13 protein-coding genes and 1 pseudogene are annotated in these 14,390 nt (G+C 65.7%); 6 read left to right on the top strand and 8 right to left on the bottom strand.

Going from position 1 to position 14,390, the window contains the following annotated elements; genetic code table 11:
* Positions 1–72 precede the first annotated feature (72 nt).
* Genes AC3ITM_RS05490 through AC3ITM_RS05480 form a run of 3 tightly spaced genes read right to left on the bottom strand, consistent with a single transcriptional unit; the run spans position 73 to position 4,007 of the window.
* Complete coding sequence (locus AC3ITM_RS05490; RefSeq protein ID WP_489269004.1) at positions 73–798, bottom strand: XVIPCD domain-containing protein; 726 nt, start codon at positions 796–798, stop codon at positions 73–75.
* A complete protein-coding gene (locus tag AC3ITM_RS05485) occupies positions 729–3,311 on the bottom strand; it encodes a hypothetical protein (protein ID WP_489269002.1) in 2,583 nt (860 codons plus the stop codon). Before AC3ITM_RS05485 ends, AC3ITM_RS05490 begins: the two co-directional genes overlap by 70 nt.
* 36 nt (positions 3,312–3,347) lie before the next feature.
* Positions 3,348–4,007 (bottom strand): DUF1629 domain-containing protein, encoded by a 660-nt coding sequence (locus AC3ITM_RS05480; protein ID WP_489269000.1) that lies wholly within the window; start codon positions 4,005–4,007, stop codon positions 3,348–3,350.
* 369 nt (positions 4,008–4,376) lie between these two features.
* Here AC3ITM_RS05480 and AC3ITM_RS05475 point away from each other — a divergent pair.
* Positions 4,377–4,740 (top strand): annotated as a pseudogene (locus tag AC3ITM_RS05475) (hypothetical protein); the annotation flags it as partial.
* Here the strand turns inward: AC3ITM_RS05475 and AC3ITM_RS05470 are convergent.
* Entirely contained in the window at positions 4,694–5,701 is a 1,008-nt protein-coding gene (locus tag AC3ITM_RS05470) for a LacI family DNA-binding transcriptional regulator (RefSeq protein WP_489268998.1), read from the bottom strand. The pseudogene AC3ITM_RS05475 and the gene AC3ITM_RS05470 overlap by 47 nt on opposite strands.
* A gap of 95 nt (positions 5,702–5,796) precedes the next feature.
* Between AC3ITM_RS05470 and AC3ITM_RS05465 the strand changes: the two genes are divergently transcribed.
* Genes AC3ITM_RS05465 through AC3ITM_RS05445 form a run of 5 tightly spaced genes read left to right on the top strand, consistent with a single transcriptional unit; the run spans position 5,797 to position 10,430 of the window.
* Positions 5,797–6,849, top strand: coding sequence for a sugar phosphate isomerase/epimerase family protein (locus AC3ITM_RS05465; RefSeq protein WP_489268996.1), 1,053 nt, complete (start codon positions 5,797–5,799; stop codon positions 6,847–6,849).
* A 26-nt stretch (positions 6,850–6,875) separates the two neighbouring features.
* A complete protein-coding gene (locus AC3ITM_RS05460; RefSeq protein ID WP_489268995.1) occupies positions 6,876–8,093 on the top strand; it encodes a nucleoside permease in 1,218 nt (405 codons plus the stop codon).
* Positions 8,094–8,105: 12 nt separating this feature from the next.
* Complete coding sequence (locus AC3ITM_RS05455; protein ID WP_489268994.1) at positions 8,106–9,230, top strand: Gfo/Idh/MocA family protein; 1,125 nt, start codon at positions 8,106–8,108, stop codon at positions 9,228–9,230.
* A 19-nt stretch (positions 9,231–9,249) separates the two neighbouring features.
* The gene (locus AC3ITM_RS05450) at positions 9,250–10,116 is read left to right on the top strand and encodes a sugar phosphate isomerase/epimerase family protein (protein WP_489268992.1); all 867 of its coding nucleotides are present in this window, start codon (positions 9,250–9,252) and stop codon (positions 10,114–10,116) included.
* Between the two features lie 17 nt (positions 10,117–10,133).
* Entirely contained in the window at positions 10,134–10,430 is a 297-nt protein-coding gene (locus AC3ITM_RS05445; RefSeq protein ID WP_489268991.1) for a c-type cytochrome, read from the top strand.
* Positions 10,431–10,437: 7 nt separating this feature from the next.
* On the opposite strand, the gene AC3ITM_RS05440 is transcribed toward AC3ITM_RS05445, so the two are convergent.
* The 4 genes from AC3ITM_RS05440 to AC3ITM_RS05425 are packed head-to-tail and all read right to left on the bottom strand — an operon-like array spanning position 10,438 to position 14,383.
* Complete coding sequence (locus AC3ITM_RS05440) at positions 10,438–11,196, bottom strand: 3-keto-disaccharide hydrolase (RefSeq protein WP_489268989.1); 759 nt, start codon at positions 11,194–11,196, stop codon at positions 10,438–10,440.
* Entirely contained in the window at positions 11,196–11,771 is a 576-nt protein-coding gene (locus AC3ITM_RS05435; RefSeq protein WP_489268987.1) for a gluconate 2-dehydrogenase subunit 3 family protein, read from the bottom strand. Before AC3ITM_RS05435 ends, AC3ITM_RS05440 begins: the two co-directional genes overlap by 1 nt.
* On the bottom strand, positions 11,771–13,456 hold the full coding sequence (locus AC3ITM_RS05430; RefSeq protein WP_489268986.1) for a GMC oxidoreductase: 1,686 nt from the start codon (positions 13,454–13,456) through the stop codon (positions 11,771–11,773). The genes AC3ITM_RS05435 and AC3ITM_RS05430 overlap by 1 nt, the downstream gene beginning before the upstream one ends.
* A 30-nt stretch (positions 13,457–13,486) precedes the next feature.
* Complete coding sequence (locus tag AC3ITM_RS05425; RefSeq protein ID WP_489268984.1) at positions 13,487–14,383, bottom strand: hydroxypyruvate isomerase family protein; 897 nt, start codon at positions 14,381–14,383, stop codon at positions 13,487–13,489.
* Positions 14,384–14,390: the final 7 nt, after the last annotated feature.

The raw sequence follows: 14,390 nt of genomic DNA, 5'->3' as shown, positions 1-14,390 counted from the left end.
CGTGCCTGAGTGCGGTTTGGGCGCAGCGGGACTTAAAGCCAAAACCCGAAGCCAACACGCCGCACCCAAATCTCAGCCCATGCTCATGCCGCGCGCCTGCCCCTGCTGCTCGCGCTCATTCTGCAGTTGCTGCTCCAACTGCTGCGCCTGCTGCTGTTCCTGGCTGACCACCTCGAACCGCTGCAGCGATTCGTTCACCGGGGTCTGTGCAGCCTGCTCGGTGGGCATATGCGCACGTTGGTGCGCGGGGTTGTTCAGTTCGCCCTGCACCACAAAGATGTTGTGCGCTGCAGGCAGCTGCGGAGTGGCATTGCTCAGCACCACATGGTCCACCCGATCCAATCCATTGCCCTTGGCCAAGACCAGCAGGCTGGCCGTCATCCGCTCGCTGGTCGCATCGAAGTTGCGGCCGTGCTTGGCATCCAGCGCCGTCACCTGCTCGCGTATCTGCTGGTAGAGCGCGTGGTCGGGATGACCGGCCTGCATCGGCGTCATCACCACCGGCGGCGTGGCCTGCTGATCGAGCGCCGCCGGCGCCTGGACTACGGGTGCGGCCGGCGCGTTCTCGGTCGACTGAGCAGGCAACGCCTGATTGCGATGCTGATGATCTTCGATGGATGGGTGCTGCACGGCGTCGGGCTGCGCGTTCCCTGGCGAGGGCGGTGTGACCGGCTCGGGTGGGTGGAGCGCGGCAGGCTGCTGCGACGTGTCTTGATTCAGGGCACCTGCTATCTGGACTTCCCGCTTATGGTGCGCCGATGGCGTGGGTTGCAGGGAAGCCGGCTGACCAACATGCATGCCCTGTCGGGTCGAATCATGCATCGCCGCCGATGCCGGCTGCACCTCCGGTTCTGCCCGTGGCGCGTCGCGCTGGGTGAACGGCTGAATTTGTTCAGGGCGCGCTGGGTGAACGGCTGAATTTGTTCAGGGCGTTCCGGGGCGATCGGCGGCGAAGCAGCAATGGGCGCGGAAGCGGCTGCCATCGTCACTACATCAGGTGCAGGGTTTGCATCACGTTGTCGCTGTACATCGACCGCTGTTTGCGGCGCTCGGGTTTCTTCCATCTGCGGAGCGTGCACGTTGACTGCCGCCAAGGTCGCCACCCGCTGCGCCTCCTGGGCGGATACGCCGTGCCGGTTGGCTTCGCGCAGCGTCTGCTCATACGCGTCACGCTCGTCCGGCGACAACGCCGCGATGCGCAACTCGGGGGTATCGGGAATGGGGGCCTGCTCATGGCGGTGGGCTCGCACATCATTCAATGCCTGCCGCAGTGCTTCGCTGCTGGTGATGGCGACCTGGCGAGCTGCTCCATCCGGCCCGGTCTGGAAGTGGATGATCGGGCTATCAAAGCCACGCTTGTCCACCCCATCCGGCCGCAACTGCTGCATCGTCGGGCCAATAACGCCGTTGGCCTCCAGCGTCCGCTGCACCGCCAGCCCGATGGCTTGCTGGGTATCCGGGTTCACATTCAGATCGATGCCCGCACTCCGATAACGGTGCAGCAGCTCGTTCTTCTCGGCTTGGGCTGCCGTCGGCGCCGGCAAGGCCTGGATGTCTGCCAACGCCTGCTGCGAACGCTCCAGCGAAGGCTGGCGTATCAGGTTGGTCATCTCCAACTCCGTGGCCAGGTTGCCATGGGCCAACCCATCCCGGCTGGCCCATTCTCCTGCGTCATTGCGCCGGTAGACCTGGCCGTCCGAGCCCAGCACCACGTCGGGCTTGGCGCGCGCCGTCTCCACCGCTGCCGGCACGTCCACCCGGTAATCCTGCGCCCGTTGTGCGGCGTGGCTCTCCAGGTAAGCGGCGGCAATGGCTTCGCGACCGTTGCTGATATTGCCCTCGATGCGGGCCAGTGCTTCCTGGTTGAGCTGCCGGGCCCGCTCGGGCGTTGCGGTCTGGTTTTCGTAGCTGCCCCGGTCGTTCGCACCGGACACGCCGGTTTTGATCTGGCGTTCCCACGCCAAAGTATCGGGGTTGCGGTGCCAGTCCTGGTTGTCCAGCCCGCGCTGGTCACCGGGTTGGGCGGGGATCTTGAACGGGTCCTGCGGCGGTGGCACCTTGCCCAGCGCCAGCTCCACTGCTTTTGCGCTGGCCATGGCGCCCAGTTCCTGGGACTTCTGATAACTCGCCACCACATCTCGTTCGACGGGACTGCCGCGCCCATTGGACGTGCTATCGAAGGCGGTTTGGCGCTCCCAATTTCGGCCGTCGAACTTCCAGTCGACATCCGCCTTGTCGGTCTGGTGGTAGATGGCCCAGTTGTCGCGCAGGTCCGCGCCTTTCTCGAACGCCTTGCTCAGCAGCAGGGCATCGGCCGCCACTACGGCTGCCGGCAGGAACCCACTACCGCCCAGCGCCAAGGCGGTGGCGCCACCACCCACCCATCCGCCCGCGTTGCGGGCCAGCGCGTGGTTGACCTCCGACTGTGCGGCGGTGGTGTTGCCCTGCTCGAGCAGTTCGGCAGCGCGGCGTGCGGTCATGATGGCATCGGCGCCGGTGGTCAACAGGCCGCCTGTGCGGACCAGATTGCGGGCGGACGCTTCGCCCAGCAGCAGGTCCATGGACACCGCGCCCTGCTGGCTGGGAGGGACGCGGATCCGGTAGGCCGACTCCTCGCCCAGCACCAGCTCGACCCGACGAATGCCCGGCTCGGACATGACCACCCGACCATCGTGGTGGGCGTTGGCGATGGCCAAGGACAGCCCACTGCGCTGCAGCGGGATGTCCCCGCCACGGGTCATCGGCATGCTATCGACGTCGATCTTGTTGAGCATGGTGACGATGCGCGACTCGGTGTGCGCGATGGCACCCCAGCCGTGATCGATACCAGTGAAGCCTTTCAGTGCCTGGAGCTGATGGGCATGTGCCTCATAGTAGGCTGGGATGTTTTCGAAGAAATGCCGGACTCTCTGACTGGTCAGCGCGGGGGTTTGGCCGAACGGAGTATTGGTGTTCAAGTCGCCGTTGATCAGGCCGACCTTAACCGTGTCGCGTAACTGCTCGACGCGCTTGACCACCCGATCCATTGCTGCCAGGTCGCCCTCTATTGCAGCTTGACCATCCAATGTCTCTTGAAGCCTATCCAAGCGCTCCAACATTCCATCCTGATAGGCGCCAAGCGGACCGCCGCTATGCGGTGTAATTCCCAAGGCGTGTGCAAACTGCGGGTTGGCCGGAAGGAATAACCGATTCTCCGGGGCATGGATATCAAACTTTCCAGCCTGTTGCAGCTTGGCGAGCAACTCACTGTTCTTCAGCGTCTGTTGTTCAATGCCGTGGTGGTCTTGGAGGAGCGTACGGTAGTGGGGCATGGATCAGGTTCCTTCCTTGTCGCTGATGTTCTCGGCTCAGCAGTTCACAACGTCTTCAAACCAGAGCCCGTTGGTCGTCCTTGCGGTGACAATGCCCGCTGCCTCCACAGCGTCCTTGAACACTTGGTCACAGAAGACTCCCCCGTGGAACGGCAATCTGAAGACGTGTGCTGAGCCTAGTACGTCACGCTTGAAAGCTAGGCGCACATCGCCCGTAAGGCCGTAGTACTTGCCAGCCTCAAATTCATCACTGATCTCGATGTTGAGCTGGGATGCGGCCTCATCCAGAGCGTCCACCGTACGGATTACATCGCAGAGGAAGTAAGTTGGACCTTGGGAACCGTCGGCCAAGCGATAGTCAGCATTGGTGAAGACGAACGCATCAGGATCCACTGATTGCATCACCTGGCGGAGTCGCTCAGAGACCAGCCAGTAGCCACTCATCCCGCCTTCAAGGTCTTGGGGTGGCACGCCCTCATGCGGGTGGTAGACCAGGCGTGGGACTTCACGCAACGGCGGGAAACCCCCTGCCTTGGGCTGCAAGATCAGCCGCGGCGGCGTCAGCAGAACCTGCTCGTTCTCGAAGACCACCCCGTGACCTTTGCCACCACGACGGGCGTCCGGCCGCAACTTGAAGAACTCTCCGGGCTTGGGTTGGTTGGTCATTGTCAATTCCATGTGTTGGGTCTTGCCCATGTGGGGACAGGCTATGGATGCACGGACAGGTTAGCCCTACAGACTGATGGAAGGCCACTTCGCATTGCTCCGCATGGCACCGATCCATGCCGTGACGGGATCAAGGCGCGCTGCCCAGCGCCCGCGTACTCAGCAATATCAACTACCTAAAATAGTTGGCCCGTCCCTGGGGCTGCTCGTCAATCGACAGCTGAAAGGCCGAGACGGCCCTATGAGCTGGGCCAAAGCCGACATAAAGCGGCTCGCCTGACGCGTCCTGATTGCAAGAGGGGGTTCTAACGCTTGGGCTACCCAGCATGGCGGAGGTGTCCAGCTTCGTGCCCCTGTCCAGTCTGTTTGGCGCTGGGTGTCCAGTTGACTGGCGCTTCGTATATACCTGCCCAACAGCCGACCAATCGCTACGGCGCCAACCTGCAGTGGAGAACCAGGGGTGAAAGGCACGGCTGTCCAGTACCTGCTACGACCGCCAGAAGTACCTGGGCAGGAACGTCAGCGAGGAGATTCCGCTAGATGGCTTAAACTTGGTGGACGTCCAGCTCAGCCGGGAGATCAAGGCGTTCGGCGCGTACGTAGCGGGCATGGACGTCTTCCTCAGCGGCCCCAACCTGCTCAACGAAGACGCGCGGCCGCACAACTCCCCCTCAAGTACGTCGCCCCGCTGCCCGGCCGCGGCGCACCCTCTGCCGTCACCTGCCCCTCGGCGCGCCCGTCGAGCCCCGCAACATCAAACTGAAATCCAGCGTCTGCTGAAGCGGCACATCCACCCCTTCGATGATGGCGAGCAGCAGCTTGACCGCGCGGACACCGATCTCCCGCATGGGTTGCCGGATGGTCGTCAACGGGGGCGTGAGGTAACTGGACGAAGCCAGGTCGTCGAAGCCGACGATGGACAGGTCCTCCGGCACGCGGATGCCCAGATCCCGGCAGGCTGCCAGGACGCCCAGCGCCATCTGGTCGCTGAAGCAGAACACCGCGGTCGGCATCGGCGCGCGGGCCAACAGCGCCATGCCGGCCGCATGGCCGGATTCCACGGAAAAGTCGCCGGGCATCACGCCCAGGTGGCGCAGGCGGCCGCGCGCCCTGCCGGCGGCCCGGGTCCCTTCCAGGCGTTGCCGGTGCAGGGGATTGTCGGGCGGCCCGCCCACCACGGCGACCCGTTCGTGGCCCAGTCCATACAGGTGTTCCATCACCGCGCGCGCGGCGGCCGCGTTGTCGATGTGGACACTGGGAATTCCCAGCGCAGGGTCGAACTCGCATCCATTGACCACCGGCGCAGCGGCGCCCAACTGCTGGACGATCGCGCGCGCCGTGGGTGGAAGGCGATGCCCGAGCACGATCAGGCCGTCGGCCTCGTTGCGCCGGAGCATCTGCGCGTAGCGCTCCTCGCGGTCGGGTTGATGCTGGGTATCGCCCAGCAGGACGGCGTAGCCAACGGCCTGCGCGGCTTCCTCCGCGCCCTGCAGGATCTGGGCGAAGAACGGATTGGCGATGTCCGGGACGGTGACCAGGATCTTGCCGCTGCGCTGGGTCTTGAGCGTCCGCGCAACCGTGTTGGGCACATAGCCCAGCGCGGCGGCGGCCTGCTCGATGCGGGTACGCGTGGCCGGCAGGACTTTCTCCGGCCGGGAAAGCGCCCGCGACACCGTGCCGGCGGAGACGCCGACATGCTTTGCGATGTCGTAAATGGTTGCCATGGCGTTAGTTTTTCTTTCCGCTGTGCAGTGCACAACGGGTCCTGCAGAAGCCCCTGCTAGGATAATGCAATCGATTGCATCTAGGGCGAATCACCTTGAAGACGCTCAAGGGTCCAGCGCTGTTCCTGGCGCAGTTCATCGGCGACACACCTCCGTTCGATCGGCTAGACACGCTGGCCAAGTGGGCCGCGGGCCTGGGCTATTCTGGCTTACAAATACCGACCAGTGCGCCCCACCTGTTCGATCTGGCCGAGGCGGCCCGGAGCCAGGCCTACTGCGACGAGGTGGCCGGCATGCTGGCCGGACATGGCCTGCAGATCACCGAGCTGTCCACCCACCTGCAAGGGCAACTGGTCGCCGTCCACCCCGCCTATGACAGCCTGTTCGACGGATTCGCGCCGCCCGACAAGCGCGGCGATCCGGCCGCTCGCCAGGCCTGGGCGGTGGAGCAGCTGCTGCTGGCGGCCAAGGCCAGCCAGCGCCTGGGGTTGACGGCGCATGCCACGTTCTCCGGCGCGCTGGCCTGGCCCTACTTCTATCCCTGGCCGCAACGCCCGCCCGGGCTGGTGGAAGAAGCCTTCGCCGAACTCGGCCGCCGCTGGCGCCCCATCCTGGATGCCTTCGACGCCTGTGGCGTGGACCTGTGCTTTGAGATCCACCCGGGCGAGGACCTGCACGACGGCGCGACATTCGAGCGCTTCCTCGACGTGGTGGACCACCACCCCCGGGCCCGGATCCTGTACGACCCCAGCCACCTGCTGCTGCAGCAGATCGACTACCTGGGCTTCATCGACCGGTATCACGAGCGTATCGGCATCTTCCACGTCAAGGACGCCGAGTACCGCGCCAGTGCGCGCAGTGGGGTCTATGGCGGCTACCAGGACTGGATCGATCGTCCGGGGCGGTTCCGTTCGCTCGGCGATGGGCAGATCGACTTCAAGGCGATCTTCTCGAAGTTCGCACAGTACGACTTCCCCGGCTGGGCAGTCCTGGAGTGGGAGTGCTGCCTGAAGCACCCCGAAGACGGCGCCCGGGAGGGGGCCGCCTTCATCCGCGACCACATCATCCACGTGACCGAACGCGCCTTCGACGACTTTGCCGACAGCGGTACCGATCCTGGATCGCTGCGCCGCATGCTGGGGATCTGAGCCATCACTGCCTGGGAGGGCAAGCCATGACGCACACCATGTCGCGCTTGGGCGCGATGATGTTTCTGCAGTTCTTCATCTGGGGGGCATGGTTCGTCACCCTAGGCACGTACCTGGTGCAGGGCCCGCTCCAGGCCAGCGCGAGCCAGGTAGCGACGGCCTTCCTCAGCCAATCGATCGGTGCCATCGTCGCCCCCTTCCTGGTCGGCCTGATCGCCGATCGCTACTTCGCCGCGCAGCGCATCCTGGCGGTACTGCACCTGGCCGGCGCGGCACTGATGTGGCTGGCGTCCACGGCGACGGACTTCAGCACCTTCTCCGCTTATGTCATGGGGTACATGCTGCTGTTCATGCCGACGCTGGCGCTGGCCAACAGCGTGGCGATGCGGCACATGCAGTCCCCTGAAAAACAGTTCCCGCTGGTGCGGGTGGCCGGCAGCGTCGGCTGGATCGTGGCGGGTGTGCTGATCGGCTGGCTGGGCTGGGAACAGGCGCATCGGCTCGAGCTCACGTTCCAGATGGCGGCGATGGCATCGCTGGCGCTGGGCCTGTATGCATTCACGCTGCCGCACACCCCGCCGCTGGCGCAACAGCGCGACGCCGGGCTGGGGCAGATCCTGGGGCTGGATTCGCTGCGGCTGCTGAAGTCGCGCTCCTACCTGGTGTTCTTCCTGGCATCCATCGCCATCTGCATCCCGCTGTCGTTCTACTACAACTTCACCAATCCGTATCTCAACGACCTGGGCGTGCGCGGCGCGGCCGGCCTGCAATCGTTGGGGCAGGTCTCCGAAGTCCTGCTGATGCTGGCCATGCCGTTCCTGTTCGTGCGGCTGGGGGTCAAGACGATGCTGGCGGTGGGCATGGCCGCATGGGTAGTGCGCTACGCCATGTTCGCCTTTGGCGATGCGGGCGGCGGCTTCTCCCTGCTGGTGATCGGCATCGTGCTGCACGGCATCTGCTACGACTTCTTCTTCGTCACCGGCCAGATCTACACCGATGCGCATGCCGGCCCCGACGCGCGCAGCAGCGCGCAGGGGTTCATCACCCTGGCCACCTACGGCGTGGGCATGCTGATCGGCACGTTCCTGTCCGGCGCGGTGGTGGAGCACTACACCACCGCCGCGGGCCCGGACTGGCAACGGATCTGGCTGTTCCCGGCAGGCGTCGCGCTGGTCGTGCTGATCGCCTTCCTGTTGCTGTTCCGCGACCGGCCGGTGGTCGCGGCCGCGCCTTCCACGCCCTGAGGAACCCATCCGATGCGCAAACCAGGAATCGCCATCGTCGGTACGGGCATGATCGGCGCCGTGCATCGCCGCGCGGCATTGCTCGCCGGTGCCGAGGTGCGCGGCGTGGCCGCCTCTTCCCCGCAACGCGCACGCGAGGTGGCGCAGTCGTGGAATGTCCCGCGCGCCTATCGGGATATCGAGGAAGTGGTCGCCGATCCCCAGGTGCAGGTCGTGCACATCTGTACGCCCAATCACCTGCACCGCCCCATGGCGCAGGCCGCACTGGAAGCCGGCAAACATGTGATCTGCGAGAAACCGCTGGCGACGACCCTGGAAGACGCCGAGGCCCTGGCGGCATTGGCCGCCTCGACCGGGCTGGTCGCCACGGTGCCCTTCGTCTACCGCTACCACCCGGTGGTCCGCGAGGCACGCGCACGCATCGCGCAGGGCGAGCTGGGGCCGCTGCACCTGATCCACGGCAGCTATCTGCAGGACTGGCTGCTGGACCCGGCCAGCAACAACTGGCGCGTGGACCCGGCGCTGGGCGGCGCGTCGCGCGTGTTCGCCGACATTGGCTCGCACTGGTGTGACCTGGTGGAATGGGTCAGCGGCGAGCGTTTCGTCGACGTCAGCGCGGCGTTCGCCACCGTGATCGCCGAACGCAGCACCGACACCGGGCAGAGCTTCACCACAGCGGTGGCCGGTGGCGCGATGCAGGCGGTCGCGAGCGAGGACGTAGCAGCAGCGATGTTCAGGACCGGCGCGGGTACGCTGGCGTCATTGACGGTCAGCCAGGTGTCGGCCGGACGCCACAATCGCCTCTGGTTCGAGATCGATGGCGCCAAATCAAGCGTGGCATTCAACCAGGAAGACGCCGAGCGGCTGTGGATCGGCCTGCCCGACCAGCGCGAGGAGACCTTCGTGCGTGGCCCGGGGGCCGGCAGTGCCGAACAGCGCCGGCTGTCGGTCCTGCCGGCCGGGCACGCGCAGGGCTACGGCCATTGCTTCGAGGCGTTCGTCGCCGACACCTACCGCGCCATCGACGGCGAGCGGCCGCCGGGCCTGCCCACCTTCGAAGACGGACTGCGCTCGGCGCGGATCGTCGATCACGTCATCGCATCGGCCAGGACGCGCGCCTGGACCGCCATCGGTTGAACCCCGGGAGGATTTCCTGATGAACACCCCTGCTCGCAGAACGGCAACCCTCGCGCTGCTGCTGCTCGTTGCCCTGCCCGCCTTCGCACGCGAAGCTGCCATCCCGCAACAGCCCATCGCGGTGCAGATGTATACGCTGCGCAACGCGGGATCGCTCGACCAGCAGTTGAAGATCGTCCACGACGCGGGCGTAGGCGCGGTGGAAACCGTCGGCACCCAGAACGTCAGCGCCGTGGAACTGAAGCAGCTGCTGGACCGCTATTCGATCAGGGCGATTTCGTCCCACGTGCAGCTGACCGAGCTGCGCCGGGACCTGGACGGCGTGGTGGCCTTCAACCGGTCGATCGGCAACACCATGCTGGTGGTGCCTTACCTGGACGCGAAGGATCGGCCCACCGATGCCGCGGGCTGGACCGCGCTGGGCCAGGAACTGGGCCGGATCGCGAAACAGGTGCGGGCCAAGGGCATGCGCCTGGCCTACCACAACCACGACTTCGAACTGGTAGCCTTCAATGGCAGGACGGGCCTGGAACTGCTGTTCGCCGCGGCCGGCCCCGACCTGCAGAGCGAGCTGGACCTGGCTTGGGTCGCGCGTGCCGGCCTGGACCCGGCGGTGATGCTGGGTAAATTCCGCGGCCGCCTGTTCGCGGTACACGCCAAGGACAATGCCCCTACCGGCCAGGGCGAAGACGAGGGCGGCTTCGCCGCCGTCGGCCAGGGCGTGCTGGACTGGCGCACGATCCTGCCTGCCGCGGCAGCTGCCGGCGTGCAGTGGTACATCGTCGAGCACGACCAGCCACGCGATCCGGCCAAGGTCATCCAGACCGGCGCGGACTACCTGCGTGAACACCTGAACCCCCGTGCGCCCGCCAGTGCACCGCGATGAAGCGTGAAGGAGCCCACATGAAAACGATCCTGGCAATGGCCGTGGTTCTATGCGGCGCCACGTCTGCGACCACGGCATGGTCCAAGGACGACCCTGCTGCCGGTGCCAAGCTCTATACAACCCATTGCACGGCCTGCCATGGCGCGAACCGCGCCGGCATTCCCCCCACGTTCCCGGCGCTCACCGACGTCGCCAAGCGGCTGCAGCCGGCGCAGATCAAGGAGAAGATCAGCAAGGGCGGCGGCTTGATGCCCCCCTTCTCCCAGCTGTCGCCACAGGAGATCGACAATCTCGCCAGTTACCTGGCGAAATAGGATTCCACTACAGCTCGCGCACCCAGATGTTGCGGTAGCTGACCCTGGAATCATGCTCCTGCAGGTAGATCGGCGCGCACGCATGCGGCGCGTACGAAGGCGCGCCGATGTACTCGGTCCTGCCCGCCAGCACCGTGTCGTCCTGCACCAGCACGCCGTTGTGCAGCACGGTGATGCGCGCGGGCGAGATGAGCCCGCCGCCCTGCGAGAAGCGCGGCGCTTTCCAGAGGATGTCGTAGGCCTGCCACTGCCCCGGTGCACGCGAGGCGTTCACCAGCGGCAGGGCCTGCTTGTAGATCGAGGCCGCCTGGCCGTTGGCATAGGTGAGGTTGTTGTAGCTGTCGAGCACCTGCAGCTCGTACAGCTCCTGCAGGAAGATGCCGCTGTTGCCACGGTCCTGGCCCTCGAAACCCCGGGTTTCGAGCGGCGTACGCCACTCGACGTGCAGCTGGACGTCGCAGAAGCGCTGCCTGGTGCGGATGCCCTTGCTGCCCGGAACCACGGTCAGCGCGCCATCGGCAATGCGCCAGGGCACGCGTCCTCCCTGCTCCGACTCCCAGGCCGAGACATCCTTGCCATCGAACAGCACGATCGCATCGGAGGGCGCCCTGCCCGGCGGCGTGGCCACGGCGGCAGGCACGGGCGTCCACACCTCGGTCTTCGCTGGATCGCGCGCAGGGTCGGCCCCAGCCTGTGTGGACGCAGACGCCGTGGCCCACAGGCCGACCGCCAACAGAAGCGGGCTGGCCGTCACCTTGCGACCCATCAGCTGGTCCCCCAGGCAGGCGTGCCGGGAACATAGGCGAGGTCGCCGTCGTAGCGGCCCGGCACGGCAACGTACTGCAGCACTTCGGTCGCGCCGACCTTCGAGGTGAAGAAGCCGAAGATGGTCAGCTGCTTGATCATCGTGAAGTAGTGCGGCATCGCTTCTCCCTGCTCGGCGGTGCCGGTCTCGGTCACCTCGACCGCGTGCTTCCTGGCCCCTGCATCCAGCGCGCGCAGGAGTTCGGTGCGGGCCTGCGGCGCGAGTGAAACGAAGCGGCCGCCGGCGCGTTTGTCGATATCGGCCAGGCCGGCGCGGAACGTCGCCTGCTGCCGGGCGGTGTAGCAGTCGGTGACGAACTGCGCGATGAAAAGCCCTGCGCCCGCGTCTTTCGCTCCCGGCGTTTTCGTCCGCGGCAGGATGGTCTCGGCGATCTCGTCCAGCGTACCCACCTCGGCGTCGGAGAAGAGGGTCTTCGCCCCGGCGGCCGGCACCTGGCCATGGCCGCGCGCGGGCAGGCCGACCATGGCCGCGCCCGTGGCGACGACGATCATCTTCAGCAGTTCGCGGCGATCCATCACAGGTTCCCCGCTTTCAGTTCGCGCACGGCGTGGTCGGCGGCCCGTGCGGTCAGCGCCATGTAGGTGAGCGAGGGATTCACGCAGGCGCTGGAGGTCATGCAGGCACCGTCGGTCACATAGACGTTGGGCGCGTCCCATACCTGGTTGTGCTGGTTCAGCACGGAGTTTTTGCGGTCACGCCCCATGCGCGCGGTCCCCATTTCATGGATGCCCTTGCCCGGGGCATAGTCGTTGTCGTGCATCTCCACGTCCTTGACGCCGGCGGCCTCCAGCATCTCGGCGGCATCGGCGGCCATGTCCTTGCGCATGGCCAATTCGTTGGCGCGCATGGAAACGTCCATCGCCAACACCGGCAACCCCCATTTGTCCCTGCGGTCCGGATCCAGGCGGATCGTATTGTCGTGGTGCGGCAGCATCTCGCCGAAACCGGTCATGCCGATGCGCCAGTCGCCGGGTACGGTCAGCGCCTCCTTCAGGTCGGCACCGATGTTCAGCTCGGCGATCTCACGCGACCACCCGCTGCGGCTGGCGCCGCCCTGGTAACCGAATCCACGCATATAGCCGCGCTTCTCCTCGGCGACGTTGCGGAAACGCGGTATATAGAAGCCGCAGGGACGCCGGCCGAAGTAGTACTTGTCCTCATAGCCCTCGACCCGGCCGGAGGCACCGGCACCGAAATGGTGGTCCATCACGTTGTGCCCCAGCTCGCCGGACGAAGAGCCCAGCCCGCCTTCCCAGACATCGGTGGCCGAGTTCATCAACAGCCAGGTCGAGTTGAAGGACGATGCGTTGAGGAAGATGACCTTGGCCGTGTACTGGTAGGTCTGTCCAGTCTCGGCATCGATGACCTCCACGCCGCGCGCACGCTTGCGGTCCTTGTCGTAGAGCACTTCCTTGACGATCGAGAAGGGCCGCAGCGTCAGGTTGCCGGTCTTCATCGCTGCCGGCAGCGTCGCCGACTGGGTCGAGAAGTAGGCGCCGAAGGGGCAGCCCAGGATGCACTTGTTGCGGTACTGGCAGTTGACGCGGCCCTGCTCGGGCATGGGCTGGGTGATGTTGGCGGTGCGCGAGTGGATCAGGTGCCGCGTTCCACCAAAGGCCTTTTTGATCCGCGCGGCCACGTCCTTCTCGACGATGTTCAATGGGATCGGCGGCAGGAACTGGCCGTCGGGCAGCACATCCAGCCCTTCGCGCGTGCCGGCGATGCCGGCGAACTTCTCCACGTGGTCGTACCAGGGCGCGATGTCGGCGTAACGGATCGGCCAGTCAGTGGCGATGCCGTCCTTGAGGTTCGCCTGGAAATCCAGGTCCGACAGCCGATAGCTCTGCCGCCCCCACAACAGCGAGCGCCCGCCCACGTGATAGCCGCGGAACCAGTCGAATCGCTTGGTCTCGACGTAGGGCGACTCCTTTTCATCGGCCCACATTCCCTGCAGGTTCTCGACCAGGCCGTAGTCGCGCATCAACACCGGATAATCGGCCTTCATCGCCTGGGTTGGCCGGTTGCGATGCGGAAAATCCCACGTCTCCTTCATCGCGTTGACGTAGTCCTTGACGTGCTCGATGTTGCGTCCGCGTTCCAGCATCAGGACCTTGAGGCCCTTCTCGGTCAGTTCCTTTGCTGCCCAACCGCCACTGATTCCCGAGCCGACGACGATGGCGTCGTAGTGATTGTCTGCCATGGGTTCTACTTCACCTGGGTGGATATCGTTTCAGACGTCGCAAAGGCGTATCGCCTCGCGCAGCGAGCCGACGGGATCCGGCGCCGCAGGCATGAACTCCTGCGCCAGATAACCATCGAAACCGGTGTCGCCGATCGCGCGACAGATGGCGGGATAGTGGAGTTCCTGCTGGTCGCCGATCTCGTGCCGGCCAGGCACGCCTGCGGTGTGGTAATGCTTGAAGCAGGCGTGATGCCTGCCGATGGTGGCGATGATGTCGCCCTCCATGATCTGCATGTGGTAGATGTCGTACAGCAGGCCGAAATGCGCCGAGCCGATCCGCCGGCACAGCTCCACGCCCCATGCGGAGTGGTCGCACAGGTAGTCGGGATGATCGACCTTGGAGTTCAGCAGCTCCATCACCAGCACGACGCCACGCTTCTCGGCATGCCCGAGGATGCGCTTGAGGCCTGCTTCGGCATGGGCCATGCCTTCCTGCGGGTCCATGCCGTTGCGATTGCCGGAAAAACAGATGAGGTTGCGATAGCCGGCATCGGCCACCAGGTCGATATGCCGTGTATAGCGCTGCACCAGCTGATCGTGGAACTGGCGGCCGGCAAAGCCCTTGTCCAGGCCCATCTCCGCGCCGTTGCACATCGAGCTGTACACGCCATGGGCCTTCAGCGTGGGCCAATCGGCCGGGCCAACCAGATCGATGGCGGCAAAGCCAATGCCCTTCACCGTCTGGCAAAGCTGGGCGACCGACAGCTGCGGGAACGTCCAGCGGGCGACGGAGTGCTTCAGCTTGCCCTTGCGCGGCATGGCGGCGGCAAACGCCGGCAGCACGCCCGCAGCCCCCAGGCCAAGGCCCCCGGCGACCGCCATGCGCAGCGCCTCGCGCCGCGTGAGCCCCTGGCCCGGAGCCGGTCCGATCGAGTGGATAGGCATTCACTTT

The sequence above is a fragment of the Stenotrophomonas sp. KH_029 genome (genome assembly GCF_057839765.1).
The sequence above is the reverse complement of the archived record's forward strand: the minus strand, read 5'-3'. Positions and strand labels throughout refer to the sequence as shown.

Excerpts from the sequence above, each read along its gene's own strand:
- AC3ITM_RS05490 (WP_489269004.1), bottom strand. The coding sequence starts at position 798 with ATGCATGTTGGTCAGCCGGCTTCCCTGCAACCCACGCCATCGGCGCAC.
- AC3ITM_RS05485 (WP_489269002.1), bottom strand. The coding sequence starts at position 3,311 with ATGCCCCACTACCGTACGCTCCTCCAAGACCACCACGGCATTGAACAA.
- AC3ITM_RS05480 (WP_489269000.1), bottom strand. The coding sequence starts at position 4,007 with ATGGGCAAGACCCAACACATGGAATTGACAATGACCAACCAACCCAAG.
- AC3ITM_RS05470 (WP_489268998.1), bottom strand. The coding sequence starts at position 5,701 with ATGGCAACCATTTACGACATCGCAAAGCATGTCGGCGTCTCCGCCGGC.
- AC3ITM_RS05460 (WP_489268995.1), top strand. The coding sequence starts at position 6,876 with ATGACGCACACCATGTCGCGCTTGGGCGCGATGATGTTTCTGCAGTTC.
- AC3ITM_RS05455 (WP_489268994.1), top strand. The coding sequence starts at position 8,106 with ATGCGCAAACCAGGAATCGCCATCGTCGGTACGGGCATGATCGGCGCC.
- AC3ITM_RS05450 (WP_489268992.1), top strand. The coding sequence starts at position 9,250 with ATGAACACCCCTGCTCGCAGAACGGCAACCCTCGCGCTGCTGCTGCTC.
- AC3ITM_RS05445 (WP_489268991.1), top strand. The coding sequence starts at position 10,134 with ATGAAAACGATCCTGGCAATGGCCGTGGTTCTATGCGGCGCCACGTCT.
- AC3ITM_RS05440 (WP_489268989.1), bottom strand. The coding sequence starts at position 11,196 with ATGGGTCGCAAGGTGACGGCCAGCCCGCTTCTGTTGGCGGTCGGCCTG.
- AC3ITM_RS05435 (WP_489268987.1), bottom strand. The coding sequence starts at position 11,771 with ATGGATCGCCGCGAACTGCTGAAGATGATCGTCGTCGCCACGGGCGCG.
- AC3ITM_RS05430 (WP_489268986.1), bottom strand. The coding sequence starts at position 13,456 with ATGGCAGACAATCACTACGACGCCATCGTCGTCGGCTCGGGAATCAGT.
- AC3ITM_RS05425 (WP_489268984.1), bottom strand. The coding sequence starts at position 14,383 with ATGCCTATCCACTCGATCGGACCGGCTCCGGGCCAGGGGCTCACGCGG.